This is a genomic window from Psychrobacillus sp. L4 (assembly GCF_042944905.1).
Taxonomy (GTDB): Bacteria; Bacillota; Bacilli; order Bacillales_A; family Planococcaceae; genus Psychrobacillus.
Genome location: NZ_CP168496.1, coordinates 515,479 through 530,515 on the forward strand (window position 1 = coordinate 515,479; position 15,037 = coordinate 530,515).

Sequence of the window (15,037 nt, forward strand, 5' to 3'; positions counted from 1 at the left end):
TAAAATGAAAAAATACGTAGGCAATTCGCTGATTGGAATAGGGCTGCTCCTTTTCTTTATCGTAAGTTATGGAGTTTTGGAAAATGAGCAAAATAAAAAAGAATTAATGGAATCCTTTACTTCCATTAAAACAGAAGCAGCTAGTGAAAAAGTGTATGTCGGAGCAAACTCAGTCGCAGTGAAGCATCTGAAAGAATCAAACGCTGAAGTTGTAGGTATTTTAAAGATTCCCTCTATCCATTTGGAATCTCCAGTTCTGGAAGGATCAACTACTGGAAATTTGAATCGAGCATTAGGTATGATTTCTGGACTTGACGAGCCAGGGGAACTTAATGGAAGTGCCGCTATCGCCGGTCATCAATCTCATATTTTCGGCCAATTTTTTAATCGGTTAAACGAGCTTCAAATAGGGGATCGCTTTGAATTGGAGACAAAGATGGATACGTTGGGATATGAAGTATTTAATATTCAAATAGTAAAGCCAGAGAATGTAGATATTTTAGAAAGACAAAAGGGAATCTCTTTGCTCTCTTTAGTCACATGCTATCCAGAAAGGTCCAATAAGTTTCGTCTCGTCGTACAAGCGAAAAAAGTGGTGAATTAATTGGAATTCTGAAAACGAGAAAAAAAAGTGTGCACTCTTTCATGAGGTGCACACTTTTTTATTGAAATTAATGGAAGAAGAAATATTCGTCTCGGGTAGGATAGAATAGGTCTCGATTTTAGGTAAATTGGTTGCGGAGTTGAAGGTAATCTTCTCGGGTATCCATAGTTTGGTCTCGTTCCGCCATTTAACAATTGTTAATGTATAATAATTCCAAGCCTATTTACAACTTCTCATTGAAATTCAACATCACCCACAATTTATGGCATATTGTAACCAATTTCTTTTCTTCCGTAAATAGGTTTCCTCCGAAAAGAGAATGCTATTGCTGGTTAAGGAAAGTTTGTTTCTCTGCTATTGTAAGTGCTTGATCGAAATCTGCGATTAAATCATTTACATTCTCTAAACCTACAGAAAACCGTAGCAATCCATCCGTAATTCCTCGTTTTTCACGTTCTTCTATTGGCATAGTCGCATGAGACATTTGGGCAGGGTGGGATAGGATAGATTCAACCCCACCAAGACTTACAGCAAAAACGGGGATTTGTACATTTTCTACAAATGCTTTGGCAATTACCCGATTAGGTAATCGGAATGATAGTACTGCCCCTGGGCTTTTTGCTTGTTTCATATGAATTTCATAACCAGTATGGGTAGTTAATCCTGGATAAAAAACTTCTTCCACTAATGAATGATTCTTTAAATAGGAAGCAATTTTCTGTGCAGAATCTGCGGATTTTTCAAATCGTACGCCTAATGTTTTTATTCCTTGAATTAATGAAAAGGAATCTTGAGCACCTAAAATAGCTCCGAATGAATTTTGAATAAAGGCTAATCGTTTTCCCAGTTCATCATCTTTCGTTACAGCAAGACCTGCAATAATATCACTATGTCCTGATAAAAACTTGGTAGCACTATGTAAAACTACATCTACACCAATATCGAGTGGACGTTGATAAAGTGGAGTCATGAATGTATTGTCTAAAAAAGTGAAGCAATCATTCGCATTAGCAAGCGCTACAATGCTAGCGATATCGGTGATTCCAAGACATGGATTAGAAGGTGTTTCCATATAAATCAGTTTTGTATTTGAACGAATCGCTTTTGTAACGGCTTTTACATCTGTAAAATCTGCAAAAGTATGTTTAATTCCTAAACGAGGCAATACTTCCGTTACAAAACGAAAAGTCCCACCATACACATCTTCTGTAATGACAATATGATCACCTGAAGATAGAAGCATGAAAGCAGAAGAAATTGCGGCGATTCCGGAAGCAAATGCTAATCCGCGGGTGCCGCCTTCTAGTTCTGCAATAGTTCGTTCTAAAGCATCTCTTGTTGGATTCCTGGAACGACTATAATCATATGGACCAAATTTATCAAAACTTTCTTGATGGAAAGTGGAAGATAAATAAATGGGAACATTTACAGCGCCAATTTTTCGTTCTGAACCTCCTCTTGTGGAAGCAGTGATTAAACTAGTCACTAATTGTTCGTTAGAAAAGGTCATTGTTCATTCACTTCGCTTTCTAGTGCGTCAAAAACTTGTTTCAAGTCCGCGATTAAATCATCTGCTTCTTCTACACCAACCGAAAAACGTAAAAGGCTGTTATCTACCCCACGAGCTATGCGTTCTTCTTCCGGAATATCTGCGTGCGTTTGCGTAGCGGGATAGGTGATGAAACTTTCCACCCCACCAAGGCTTTCTGCAAAAACAATTAACTGAAGTTTCTCAAGAAAAGGACCTACCCACTCACTTTTTTGTAAACGGAAAGAAAGCATACCACCTTTTCCGGAGTAAAGAACATTCTTTACGGCGGGTTCATTTTGCAAAAACTCCACAATTTTTTTCGCATTTGCATCATGTTGCTTCATTCGTAAATGAAGCGTTTTTAATCCGCGAATTAATAACCAAGAATCAAACGGTGAAAGTACAGCACCTGTCGCGTTATGATTTGCATATAATTTTTCACATAGTTCTGCACCTTTTGCAACAACAAGACCAGCAAGGACGTCGTTATGGCCTCCGATATATTTCGTTCCACTATGAATGACAATATGTGCGCCTAGTTCAATAGGGCGTTGTAAATAGGGAGTTAAAAATGTGTTATCAACAATTAAGAGTAATTGATGCGCTTTAGCTAATTCCGCATATTGCTGAATATCAATTTCCTGCATTAATGGATTTGTTGGTGTTTCAATAAAAATCGCCTTTGTCTTTTCGGTAATAAGTGATTTTACTTCATCTATGGATTCGAACTTCGAGTAGGTAGTGTGAATACCGTAGGAATCAGAGTACTGATTAAATAGTCGATACGTTCCCCCGTAAAGATCTTCTGGGGCAATCAATTCATCTCCAGAACGGAAAAGAGATAATACTAATTGGATTGCAGCCATGCCAGAACTACAGGCAAAACCTGCATCTCCACTTTCTAGTTTCGCGATTCCTTCTTCTAAAATAGTGCGAGTAGGGTTTTTTGTACGTGTGTAGTCATAACCGGTCGACTGGCCGAGTCCGCCATGTTTATATGCAGTTGATAAATAAATGGGCGGATTAACTGCACCTGTCGTCGGATCACTTTGGTTTCCTAATTGAACTAATCGTGTTTCTATACTGTTTTTAGACATAATTATTCATCCTCTTCTATTAAAATAAAAAGAGGATTCTCTAATAAGAAGAGAATCCTCAAAAAAATACTGAAGTTAGTCTTCTTATCTTCAAGACGTTAATCGTCTATTGGAATTAGCACCACACCATCATTTGGCTGGTTGCTGAGACATCTTCGGGCCAATCCCTCCGTCTCTCTTGATAAGAAATAATAATATTAAATTTTCTAAATGTTGAATTTAAAACAGTTTATCATGGTATGGATAATAATACAAGGAGCTATCATGACTAATATTCAAGTACTAATAACATCCGCCACCAGCTACACAATTCCAACAGTAATAGTGTAGTCAATGTTTCGTCCAAAGCACTCTAGAAATAGAGAAAACATGATGCACTTAAAGGATGTTTTCGTTTTTCTTAAAGAATAAGAAAGTATATGAATCTAGGATGCCAGTAATTCAGTAATAGTAAGGCTTCATAGTATAATTTAAAGGGTTTGACCTTGATTTTTTTTAGTTTTACCTTACACAGTTTACATGAATCAGTGGGTGTATGATTAGAGTATGTGGTACTAGAGAAAAATAGATAGCATCCATTGATAAAGAAGCGCTGAGCGGACGAAATTGTATCTTCGTCCGCTTTTAAAAGAATAGGAAAGGATTTATTTTCTCATTAACCAAACCTAATGTACCTTGTCTCTACTTATTTCAAGAGGGCGACGGACAAACATCTGCCACAAGATTACGGAAAAAAAATAGCTCGTGAAGTGACGCAGTCACTTCACGAGCTAAATTACAACGGTAATAGTGTAGTCAAAATCCTTTTTGCGACGAGTAACCGCAGGAGCAGATGTTTCGTCCAAAGCACTCTGGAAATAGTAAAGACAAGATGCACTTAAAGGACTTTTACGCTTTTTTCAGTTATCTTCATTTTGAATTTCGTTTACTTTTACTTTTTTAATAGAAGAACTGACTAATACAATAAGACTTCCAAGCCCTAACCAAGTTAACATTTGAACGGAATGACTCCAGCCGAACCCTTTGCCGAAGAAGAAAAGCTCACGAAGTCCTTCAATCATTTGACGCATTGGCAGCCAAGGATAGATCCAATGACGATGGAACGAAGACAGGAACTCCGGTGGCATAGCCAAAAGGGGTGCTCCAAAAAAGAGCATTAGGACAAAGATTGGTAAGCCTTTAATCCCTAGCCACATAAGCACTGCTGAAATCATTAGAAAGAACGCAAAATAAGTTAGTGACAAGAATAAACCAGTATCAGCAAACTTCGGAATGCTCAAGCCTAACATGGAATCGGCAAGCAAAGTTAAACCGAATCCCGCAATGAGTGCGAGTATAGCACCAACTAACACTTGCATAAAAATTCCTAACAATTTTTGTTTTCGATTTCTAAATTGGGCCTTACTTAGTACAACAAACATTACTGCCGCTCCGACAATGCTTCCCATCCAAAGTGGTTGGAACATGGAAACGGGTGAGTTCCCATTTGCACTTTTTGTTCCGGTTTCATTGACATTAACGACTTTTTTCATAATAGGAGATACAAGAAGGGAAGCTTGCTCGGTTGAAATTGTATTCCCGTTCATTTTAAAGCCTTCCAATATCTGCGTTCGGACGTTCCCATTTATCCCATCTACTATTCCACTCAACATTTGGTTTGCAATATTGGCAGCAGTAGGATTCATCCCTTGATTCACTAAAATTTGAATTTCAGGAGAAATCGGATTTGGTGATTGAAGTGAAACTTGATTTTTACTGAAGTCTTTAGGAATTACTAATGCAGCATAGTATTTCTTGTTATTTAATCCTTTTTGCACTTCAGTCAGGCTATCCACGGTGATCCATTTGATTGAAGAATCTTGACCAGGAATAGCTTGCGTACGAATGTTTTCGGAAATTGTGTTACCCATATTCATTTCTGTATTGTTTGGAAGAACTGCACCTTGGTCTTCATTGACAATTGCTATAGGCATATTTTTAGGAGCTGGGCTAATAGACGGAAAAAGCGTCAGCGAAAAAATAAATAGGATGGCAACTACGATGATAGGCGAAATAATTGTTAATTTGCTTTTTAAAATACTCATGAAAAGACCCCTTTTTTATAATGAACACTGTGTTGATTAATGCTCTCAGTGTATATTACAATGAAGACAATGAAATATCAATCATCAATTGATTTGATTTCGTCCTTTACTTAACAAAACGAACGACATTGTTCATTAACATAAAAAAAGAAGGAGAAAAACTTATGACAACGAAAAAAATAGATCGTCGTATTGCACGAACAAGACAAATGATTCGGGATGCATTTACGCAATTAATAGAGGAAAAAGGTTTCGAAGCAATAACAGTAAGTGATTTAACAGAAAAAGCGGATATCAATAGAGGGACATTTTATCTGCACTACAAAGATAAATATGATTTGTTTGAACAAAGTAAGGAAGAAATTTTTGGGGAATTAGAAAGAATTGTTGGAGATGCATGGGATATCGTAAACGAAGAATATCAAAAAAACATGCAAGTGGAGTTACCTTTTTCTTTCATAATAAAACTATTTGAATTCCTTAAAGAGAACTTTGTTTTTATGCGTGTTATTTTGGGATCAAATGGAGATCCATCTATTCAATGCGGATTAAAAGAAATAATAGAAAAGAAAATGTATCAAAATTTTTTTCAATATGTAATCGAAGAAAATAGGATGGTACCTCTAGACTATTTATTCGCATATGTTAGTTCCGCGCATTTAGGAGTCATTCAATATTGGTTAAAAAGTGGGATGGAGAAGCCACCACAAGAAATGGCACAGATTTTGTCACAAATAACATTTTGGGGTCCAGTCAAAGCGGGAGGATTATCCTTTAGTAAATCAGAAACATGAAGCACAATAAAAAAAGGCATGTGCCGCAAATGATCCGGACATGCCGAAGATTTGTTAGTCAATATCTAGCTATTGGAGCATCGGTAAGAAGAATGCAATTGCTCCAAGTACTATAGAAATCCAAGCGAGGAATTTTTGAGGGGAAGTTAAACCGATTAATCCTAAGACTACTGCGCCTCCACCCAAAAACATAGGATAATAAAAGAATCCCACAACCGCCAAAATAATTCCAATCCAGCCAATCCACATACCTAAAGAAGCTTTCATTGTTAACACCTCCTTTCTTATACGGAAGAACAAAAATTTCATAGAAAAATGTTCTTCCATCTAGTATATGAAGAGGAGGTCTAATCTTTATAAACAATTTAGGGAATAAAGTAGAATAAAAGAGAATTTTTAATACCCGCTACCCTGTATGAGCCACAATTGAGTTTGACACAGGGTAGTGGCTAAAAGTAGTCTCGCTTTTGGATGAATTGGTCTCGGGGCTAGTTCAATTGGTCTCGCTTCTGGGTAAATTATTCTCGGGTTCATCACAATTGGTCTCGAAGTGCCATAAAGTGTAAAAAAATGCACCTGGTTAAGCAACTTTTACATTCTAAAAAGCGTTTTGCAGTTAGTATGAAAGACAATATGCTTCGTAGAAATAATGAACTAGTACTTTCCATTGTTTATCAATAGGGCAAGTGGAACCTAAAAAAATTGATAGCATCTATTGATAAAGAAGCGATGAGCGGACGAAATTGAATCTTCGTCCGCTTTTAAAAGAGTAGGGAAGGATCTATTTTCTCATTAACCAAACCTAATGCACCATGTCTCTACCTATTTCAAGAGGGCGACGGACAAACATCTGCCACAAGATTACCGAAAAAAGAGGATCTGGAAGTGACTCAGTCACTTCCAGATCCTCGATAAAATTCTTCGTTAATAGTGTAGTTAATGTTTCGTCCAAAGCACTCTGGAATTGGTGAAGACCAGATGCACTTAAAGGACGCTTGCGTTTTTCTTACTATTTATTTTCCGCCTAAAAGGTCAAATATTCCACCGGCGATACTACCTTCATCTTTTGAGCCTCTTCCTAGGGTTTGCGGAGCGGCTGCAAATACGCGGCTTGCTAAACGGCTAAATGGTAACGATTGAATCCATACAGTACCCGGTCCGCGAAGAGTTGCAAAAAATAAGCCTTCACCGCCAAATAGAGCTGTTTTCACTCCTTTTACCATTTCGATATTATAATTTACGTCAGATGTCATCGCGACTAAACAACCAGTATCTACCCTTAAAACCTCGCCAGGCTGTAGTTCTTTTCTGTGAATCGTTCCACCCGCATGAATAAAAGCAAGGCCATCTCCTTCAAGCTTTTGCATGATAAATCCTTCTCCACCAAAAAAGCCAGTTCCTAACTTGCGTTGAAATTCGATTCCTACAGAAACACCTTTTGCTGCAGCTAAAAATGCTTCTTTTTGGCAAATAATCTTACCGCTATATTCACTTAAGTCTATAGGAATTATTTTTCCAGGATAAGGAGAAGCGAAATAGACATGTTTTTTTTCTTTACCAGCATTCGTAAACGTAGTCATGAATAAGCTTTCACCTGTTAACATACGCTTACCTGCACCCATTATTTTGCCCATTATTCCACTATCAAATGAACTTGAGCCGTCACCAAAAATGGTTTCCATGGTAATATCATCTTCCATCATCATTAAGCTACCTGCTTCAGCAACTACAGTTTCTCCTGGGTCTAATTCAATCTCTACAAATTGCATATCATCTCCATGTAATTTGTAGTCAATTTCATGATTATTCATGTATATTTTCCTCCTCAATTAATAATTAGTTATTAATACGAAAAACTGAACAAAAAGTTTCAAGTGGAAAATTCTTATTTTTCTATTTTTTTAAAGGGATTCCTAAAGTAATAGAGAATATATTATCTGTGGAAGCGTTTTCAGTTACTTTGGCAGAGGAATCAATCAACTACACGAAAAGCACGTCGCAGAAAATATGCTAGGTAAAGTGAAAGCCTCTGAAGGATAGTACAGATCCTGTTAAAGGGATCGACGAACTTGCTCGTACAAGATCTGTCTCAAACAAGCCAAGCGATTTTGAAAAAGAAAAGAGGTAAGTTAAATGAAGTTAACTAATTTTATCGATGGAAATTGGCAAGAAATAGGGGAAGTAGAGTACACAGCTGTATTGAACCCTGCTAATGGTGAACAATTGGCGGAAGTTCGAATGTCCACAAAAGACGACGTGGATCTAGCGGTTGCTGCTGCAGTAAATGCCCAAAAGAAATGGGCCTTAGTACCGGCACCAAAACGGGCGGATTACTTATATGAAATTGGTAGACTAATGAAAGAAAAGAAGGAACATTTAGCACAAGTGCTAACGAAAGAAATGGGTAAAGTCATTGAGGAAGGTCGCGGAGAAGTACAAGAAGGAATAGATATGGCATATTACATGGCAGGAGAAGGACGTCGTTTGTTCGGAGAAACTACTCCTTCGGAGCTTGCGGATAAATTTGCAATGAGCGTTCGTGCACCAATTGGAGTAGTAGGTCTAATCACTCCTTGGAATTTTCCTGTTGCGATTGCTACTTGGAAATCATTCCCTGCTATAGTTGCAGGTAATACTTTCATTTGGAAACCAGCAACAGAAACACCAATGATGGCATATGAAATGGCAAAAATATTTGACGAAGCAGGATTACCAGCTGGTGTTGCGAATATTGTATTTGGCTCTGGTTCGGAAGTTGGAACGGCACTGATTGAGCATCAGGACGTAAAAGTTATTTCATTTACAGGGTCGACGGAAACAGGCAGAAAAGTAGCCGAACTTGGTGGCAGACATCTAAAGAAAGTGTCACTCGAAATGGGTGGGAAAAATGCAGTCATTGTAATGGAAGATGCAGATTTGTCACTTGCTGTGGAAGGGATTTTATGGAGTGCATTTGGAACAGCTGGTCAACGTTGTACTGCATGTAGTCGGGTAATTGTGCATAAAGATGTAAAGAAAGATTTAGAAAAGATGCTCCTTGAGCAAATGGAAAATTTAACAATTGGAGACGGTCTTGATGAGTCAGTTAAAATCGGTCCAGTTATAAATAAACAAGCATTAGAAAAAATTCATTCTTACACTAAAGTTGGACAAGAAGAAGGAGCGAAACTTTTAGTTGGAGGAAATGTTCTGAATGAGGGGGATTTAGAAAAAGGGTATTATTATGCTCCAACTCTATTTACAGATGTAACGCCAACAATGCGTATTGCGCAAGAAGAGATCTTTGGACCTGTTGTTTCACTTATAGAGGTAAGTTCACTAGAGGAAGCGATTGAGGTTAATAACGGTGTGAAATTCGGACTTTCAAGTTCCATTTTTTCTAATGACGTAAATAAAATCTTCCGTGCTCAACGGGATTTGGACACAGGAATTGTTTATGTTAATGCAGGTACAACAGGGGCAGAAATTCATTTGCCTTTCGGAGGAACAAAAGGAACAGGAAATGGACACCGTGATTCGGGAGTAGCAGCATTAGATGTTTATACGGAATGGAAAAGCATTTACGTAGATTTCAGCGGGAAACTGCAACGCGCACAAATAGACACAGAATAATAGGGGGATGACAACATGAAGGTAGCTGTATTAGGAGCAGGGTTAATGGGGAAAGAAGCAGCTCGTGATTTAGTATTGAGCCCAAATGTCGAAAAAGTTTTATTATGTGATTTAGATGTGGGCCAAGCTAATATGTTTAAAGAGAGGCTACAAAATTCCAAGATTGAAGTTTTAAGATTAGATGCAAATGATGATGAAAACATTCTACAGATAATGCGAAAAGTGGATGTTGTGATTAATGCTTTGTTTTATTCGTTCAATGAAAAGGTTGCTAGGCTTGCAGTGGAGGCTGGCGTGCATTCAATCGATTTAGGTGGACATATAGGAGGAGCAACCGATGCTGTACTATCACTTGATAAAAGGGCGAAAGAAAAAGGTGTGACACTTATCCCAGATTTAGGGGTGGCACCTGGTATGATTAATATTCTTGCTGGCTACGGAGCAAGTAAACTAGATGAAGTATCAGGTATTCATTTATACGTGGGTGGAATTCCCGCTGAGCCAGAGGGGATATTTGGATATAATATCGTCTTCTCGTTAGAAGGTGTCTTCGATCATTATACCGATCCTTCCCATGTTATTCGTGATGGCAAGCTTCAAGAAGTTGCGTCACTAACGGAAGTGGAGTCACTTTACTTTGACGAGTATGGTGAATTGGAAGCATTCCATACTGCAGGTGGGACATCGACCCTAACTAAATCTTTTCCGAATATAGATACGTTAGAGTATAAAACCATCCGGTATAAAGGGCATGCAGAAAAATTTAAGCTGCTAGTGGATTTAGGTTTAACGAATAAAAATACGATCGTAAATGTAAATGGGAATATGGTGAAGGCCCGCGATGTCTTAAAAGAAGTATTAACACCTAAATTATTACTTGGGGACAAGGATGATGTTGTTTTGTTGCGTGTAATCGTAACAGGAACAAAAGACGGTGAAAGTATTACTTACAATTATGAGTTGGCAACGAAAAAAGACAAACTTTCAGGAACAACTGCAATGGCAAGAGCAACTGCTAACACTATTTCAGTTGTTGCACAAATGATTGGAAATAGTGTCATTTCCAAACGAGGTGTATATCCACCAGAGTTAATCGTTCCTGGAGAATTATATATAAAAGAAATGGCGAGACGTGGGGTAGATATTGTGGAGACGGTTTTAAGAGGTGTTAGCGTATGAATTTTGAATTTACCGAGGAACAAAAACTGCTTCGTAAGACAGTTCGTCAGTTTGTAGATAATGAGATTATTCCTTACATCGCTAAATGGGAAGAACAAGGGGCATTTGATAAAGGAATATGGAGAAAATTAGCTGATCTTGGTTTGATGGGTGTTTGCATACCTGAAAAATATGGTGGAAGTGGCATGGATTATAATGCGCTCGCGATTGTATGTGAGGAGCTTGAAAGAGGAGACACTGCATTCCGTACAGCAGTTTCTGTGCATACAGGTTTAAACTCAATGACACTTATGCAATGGGGAACGGAAGAGCAGAAGGAAAAGTATTTAGTTTCCCAAGCAAAAGGAATGAAAATAGGAGCTTTTGGATTAACAGAACCAGGAGCAGGATCCGACGTGGCGGCTATGTCGACAGTAGCCGAAATTGATGGAGAAGATTATGTGATGAATGGGCAAAAAACGTGGATCTCACTATGTGATGCTGCCGATCATTTCATCGTATTTGCTTATACAGACAAGTCGAAAAAACATCATGGAATCAGTGCATTCATTGTAGAACGTACAATGGAGGGATTCTCTTCAAAAGCAATAAAAGGGAAATATGGTATTAAATCAGGAAATACGGGTGAAATATTTTTTGAAAATATGCGAGTGCCTAAGGAAAACCTTTTAGGAAAAGAAGGAGAAGGTTTTAAAATTGCTATGGCGGCACTAGATAATGGTCGATTCACTGTGGCAGCGGGGGCGGTAGGTCTTTCGTTAGCTTGCTTAGAGGCAAGTGTGAAATACTGTCATGAACGAGAAACTTTTGGTAAAGAAATTGGCAAACACCAACTTGTGCAACAAATGATTGCGAAAATGGAAGCTGGCCTTCAAATGAGTCGATTACTCGTTTACCAAGTAGGAGAATTGAAAAATAAAGGAGTTCGCAATACGCGAGAAACATCACTTGCAAAATGGCAAGCATGTGATTTTGCAAATAAAGCTGCAGATGATGCAGTACAAATACACGGGGCGTATGGCTATTCAGATGAATATCCGGTGGCGAGATATTTGCGCAACTCCAAAGCACCAGTTATTTATGAAGGAACAAGAGAAATCCATACGATTATGCAAGCAGAATATGTGCTTGGTTATCGGGAAGATAAAACACTCTCTCACATGCTACCTAAATGGCCATTCGATGAATAAGAAAAAGGTTTTCCTAGAGTATGAACTCGGGAAAACCTTTTTTTTAATAGAGATATACAATTTATTGAGTAAATCCGAATCAATTTCATAATTCAAATTTAGAGCATAAAACACGAACAATATTAAAGTGAAATGGGATATATATAATATATTCATCATAAACTAACATGATTTCCGCTATAGTCAGACGCTTTCCGCGGGGTGAACGATGAGCGATCACTGCCGCATTCGCTGCCTGTCGCTCCAATCAACAAATTGAGTATTGTTCGCGTTTTAATAATTAAATGCTATTTATGAAATTAACTCATCCAGTTTAGAAATTAAGCGTAATGGAAACAACCTCTTTTTGAATATAAATATATTCGTAAGAAACGTATTAATTAATTAATTTTTCAGTAAGTGAAACCAATTGGATAAATTTGAGTCTAATGGATTAACAAAGTAATGGAGAGGAAGATCATCATGAAAAAGAGGGGTATTCCGATAATTATCCTAGTTTTGATTGTCGGATTCGTAAGTGTGTTTTTATCTACAAGAACGATAGTGAGTGCACAAGAAGTCATAATGTCAAATCAGCTTTTGGTAGTGACGTTATCTTCTCCAGTAAGTAAAGATGCATGGAACAAAGGAAATATGTACGTAACAGATAAACAGGGAAAAAAAGTAAACGTAAAGCCTAGTATTTCCAAAAACGGAAAATCTGTTGTGGTATCAGGCCTTGATGAAGGAACTTACACTTTACATGTAAATAGTCAATTAGTGAAAAAAAAGTTTCCTTTTAAAGTGTTGAATGAGATTAAAACGATCAAATCGAAGGAAGAGTTAAAAGCGTATTTTAAATTAGTAAAAAAAGTGCAAGGGGATACAGTTACAGATGCTTTAGATGATACAATGTCTATGAGTTCAAAAGAAGATTCAAGTACTAATAGAGGAGACTACTCTACTACAAACAACCAAGTAGAGGGTGTAGATGAAGCGGACCTGGTCAAAACAAATGGTTCGTATTTGTTTGCAATTAATGAAAACAATGTAGCAATAATAAATGTTGAAGATCCAGCAAATATGAAAGAAGAAACTAAAATCAGATTAGCAAATGATTTTTATCCTTCTCAACTTTTATTATCCGATCAAACATTGATTATTATGGGGCAAAAAAACATATATCGACCGTTAAACCAAGAAAGTACTCAAGACATGGCTAGAATAGCGCTACCAATGAATGCAATGACGACGGTATACTTTTATGATATTTCCAATCCAAAATCACCAAAACTATCTAGAGAGATTGCAACGGAAGGCTATATGAACGGTGCACGGTTAACGGATCATACACTTTACTATGTAACTTCCGTTTATCCAAGGATTTGGATGATGGAAGAAAAGGGTGATACTGAGCTACGTCCATTTATCTATGACTCTAATATGGATAAAGAACCAAAGCCTATGAACTACGACAGTATCTCTATTCTTCCAAATACTTTAGAAGCAAATTACAGTATTATTTCAGCCATTGATGTAGCAAATCTAAAAGGAAATAAAGTAACTACAAAAGGTTATCTTGGTGGAAGTGAACAACTATACATGTCTAAAGATAATTTATATTTAACTTCTACTCTGTATGAAACACCTAGTTCTACCACCCAAAAAATGATTTGGAACCCTGGTAAAATGGACACGAACGTATTTAAATTTGCATTCAATAAAACATCTGTTCAATTTGTTGCATCAAGTCGACTAACGGGGACAATACTAAATCAGTTTTCAATGGATGAACATAATGGTTATTTTCGTGCAGTAACAACAAAAGGAAATAGTTGGGGGAATGATGATTCTTCCGAGAACAACCTTTTTATATTAGATAATAGAATGAAAATAGTAGGTTCTTTAACGGGTCTTGCGAAAGAAGAAAGAATTTTTTCTGCTAGGTTCATGGGAGATAAAGCATATATGGTGACATTCAAGCAAACAGACCCGCTATTTGTCATCGATGTAGCAACTCCAACAGCACCTAAAGTATTAGGTGAATTAAAAATTCCAGGGTTCAGCAACTATTTGCATCCACTGGATGAAAATCATTTAATCGGATTTGGCTATGAAACAAAATCAATCCCACAAGAGGGTAGCAATGAACCACTCATTCTAACAGAAGGTATGAAGATTTCTTTGTTTGATGTAAGTGATCTCGCAAATCCAAAAGAAATGGATACGGAAGTGATTGGTGGACGAGGAACATACTCACCAATTCAGTATGACCACCATGCATTATTCCAACATCTTGAAAAGAATCTCTATGGTTTCCCGATTTCGATTTATGAAGAAGGTACTGGGCAAGAATATTCTCAATTCAAACAAGATGGTGCGTTAGTGTATCAAATCACTCCTGAAAAAGGAATTGTATTAAAAGGGAATTTATTAAAACCCGAAAACCCTGCCCAACTTTATGAAGACTGGGAAAATAGCATTCAACGTTTGCTGTATGTGGGGAATTCTCTCTACACAATATCCATGAAAGAAATAACAAGTTACAACTTACGTAACTTTGAAAAAACAGGGAAATTAGTGTATTAATATAGTTAAAAGGATGAGAGCAACTTTTAAGTTGACCTCATCCTTTTCTTGAGAGATACAAAAGTAGATGAAATTATCTGCAAGGTACGTTCTAGATGCAATGGACTCTGGTTAGTGTTTATAAGTTGTGCTTTTATCTTACAAGGGCTTGATATAGATTGTTTTTTACTTTTACCTCACAAATTATACATGAATCAGTGGGTGCATGATTAGAGTAGATGATACTAGAAAAAAATAGATAGCATCTATTGATAAATAAGCGCTGAGCGGACGAAATTGCATCTTCGTCCGCTTTTAAAAAAGTAGGAAAGCATTTTAATCTCTCATTAACCAAACTTAATGCAACAAGTCTCTAAATATTCCAAGAGGGTGACGGAC

The 15,037-nt window shown here is 37.3% G+C and carries 11 protein-coding genes and 1 riboswitch; of the genes, 6 read left to right on the plus strand and 5 right to left on the minus strand.

Annotated elements, in window-relative coordinates:
* Positions 1-4: 4 nt before the first annotated feature.
* Positions 5-604: a class D sortase gene (locus ACEPXG_RS02510; RefSeq protein ID WP_391207168.1), complete on the plus strand. Its 600-nt coding sequence runs from the start codon at positions 5-7 to the stop codon at positions 602-604.
* Between the two features lie 322 nt (positions 605-926).
* Here the strand turns inward: ACEPXG_RS02510 and metC are convergent, their stop codons facing one another.
* From metC to ACEPXG_RS02525, 3 genes are all read right to left on the minus strand, one after another.
* Entirely contained in the window at positions 927-2,114 is a 1,188-nt protein-coding gene (metC, locus tag ACEPXG_RS02515; protein WP_391207170.1) for a cystathionine beta-lyase, read from the minus strand.
* Entirely contained in the window at positions 2,111-3,232 is a 1,122-nt protein-coding gene (locus tag ACEPXG_RS02520) for a methionine biosynthesis PLP-dependent protein (RefSeq protein ID WP_391207172.1), read from the minus strand. The genes metC and ACEPXG_RS02520 overlap by 4 nt, the downstream gene beginning before the upstream one ends.
* Before the next feature lie 81 nt (positions 3,233-3,313).
* Positions 3,314-3,420: riboswitch (SAM riboswitch) on the minus strand.
* A gap of 711 nt (positions 3,421-4,131) precedes the next feature.
* Positions 4,132-5,310 carry a YhgE/Pip domain-containing protein gene (locus ACEPXG_RS02525; RefSeq protein WP_391209736.1) on the minus strand — a complete coding sequence of 393 codons (1,179 nt, stop codon included), beginning with the start codon at positions 5,308-5,310 and terminating at the stop codon, positions 4,132-4,134.
* Positions 5,311-5,480: 170 nt separating this feature from the next.
* On the opposite strand from ACEPXG_RS02525, the gene ACEPXG_RS02530 reads away from it, so the two are divergent.
* On the plus strand, positions 5,481-6,110 hold the full coding sequence (locus tag ACEPXG_RS02530) for a TetR/AcrR family transcriptional regulator (RefSeq protein WP_391207175.1): 630 nt from the start codon (positions 5,481-5,483) through the stop codon (positions 6,108-6,110).
* A gap of 69 nt (positions 6,111-6,179) precedes the next feature.
* Here the strand turns inward: ACEPXG_RS02530 and ACEPXG_RS02535 are convergent, their stop codons facing one another.
* On the minus strand, positions 6,180-6,377 hold the full coding sequence (locus ACEPXG_RS02535) for a C4-dicarboxylate ABC transporter (protein WP_151698736.1): 198 nt from the start codon (positions 6,375-6,377) through the stop codon (positions 6,180-6,182).
* 746 nt (positions 6,378-7,123) lie between these two features.
* A complete protein-coding gene (locus ACEPXG_RS02540) occupies positions 7,124-7,921 on the minus strand; it encodes a TIGR00266 family protein (protein WP_391207176.1) in 798 nt (265 codons plus the stop codon).
* Between the two features lie 322 nt (positions 7,922-8,243).
* Between ACEPXG_RS02540 and ACEPXG_RS02545 the strand changes: the two genes are divergently transcribed.
* From ACEPXG_RS02545 to ACEPXG_RS02560, 4 genes are all read left to right on the plus strand, one after another.
* Positions 8,244-9,722, plus strand: coding sequence for an aldehyde dehydrogenase family protein (locus ACEPXG_RS02545; RefSeq protein ID WP_391207179.1), 1,479 nt, complete (start codon positions 8,244-8,246; stop codon positions 9,720-9,722).
* Between the two features lie 15 nt (positions 9,723-9,737).
* Positions 9,738-10,901: a saccharopine dehydrogenase family protein gene (locus tag ACEPXG_RS02550; protein ID WP_391207182.1), complete on the plus strand. Its 1,164-nt coding sequence runs from the start codon at positions 9,738-9,740 to the stop codon at positions 10,899-10,901.
* Positions 10,898-12,091 (plus strand): acyl-CoA dehydrogenase family protein, encoded by a 1,194-nt coding sequence (locus ACEPXG_RS02555; protein WP_391207185.1) that lies wholly within the window; start codon positions 10,898-10,900, stop codon positions 12,089-12,091. Before ACEPXG_RS02550 ends, ACEPXG_RS02555 begins: the two co-directional genes overlap by 4 nt.
* 462 nt (positions 12,092-12,553) lie before the next feature.
* Positions 12,554-14,659: a beta-propeller domain-containing protein gene (locus ACEPXG_RS02560; RefSeq protein WP_391207187.1), complete on the plus strand. Its 2,106-nt coding sequence runs from the start codon at positions 12,554-12,556 to the stop codon at positions 14,657-14,659.
* Positions 14,660-15,037 lie beyond the last annotated feature (378 nt).

Bases quoted from the DNA above. Each gene is read 5' to 3' on its own strand.
- ACEPXG_RS02540 (WP_391207176.1), bottom strand. From the start codon at position 7,921: ATGAATAATCATGAAATTGACTACAAATTACATGGAGATGATATGCAA.
- ACEPXG_RS02510 (WP_391207168.1), top strand. From the start codon at position 5: ATGAAAAAATACGTAGGCAATTCGCTGATTGGAATAGGGCTGCTCCTT.
- metC (WP_391207170.1), bottom strand. From the start codon at position 2,114: ATGACCTTTTCTAACGAACAATTAGTGACTAGTTTAATCACTGCTTCC.
- ACEPXG_RS02530 (WP_391207175.1), top strand. From the start codon at position 5,481: ATGACAACGAAAAAAATAGATCGTCGTATTGCACGAACAAGACAAATG.
- ACEPXG_RS02555 (WP_391207185.1), top strand. From the start codon at position 10,898: ATGAATTTTGAATTTACCGAGGAACAAAAACTGCTTCGTAAGACAGTT.
- ACEPXG_RS02545 (WP_391207179.1), top strand. From the start codon at position 8,244: ATGAAGTTAACTAATTTTATCGATGGAAATTGGCAAGAAATAGGGGAA.
- ACEPXG_RS02520 (WP_391207172.1), bottom strand. From the start codon at position 3,232: ATGTCTAAAAACAGTATAGAAACACGATTAGTTCAATTAGGAAACCAA.
- ACEPXG_RS02560 (WP_391207187.1), top strand. From the start codon at position 12,554: ATGAAAAAGAGGGGTATTCCGATAATTATCCTAGTTTTGATTGTCGGA.
- ACEPXG_RS02535 (WP_151698736.1), bottom strand. From the start codon at position 6,377: ATGAAAGCTTCTTTAGGTATGTGGATTGGCTGGATTGGAATTATTTTG.
- ACEPXG_RS02550 (WP_391207182.1), top strand. From the start codon at position 9,738: ATGAAGGTAGCTGTATTAGGAGCAGGGTTAATGGGGAAAGAAGCAGCT.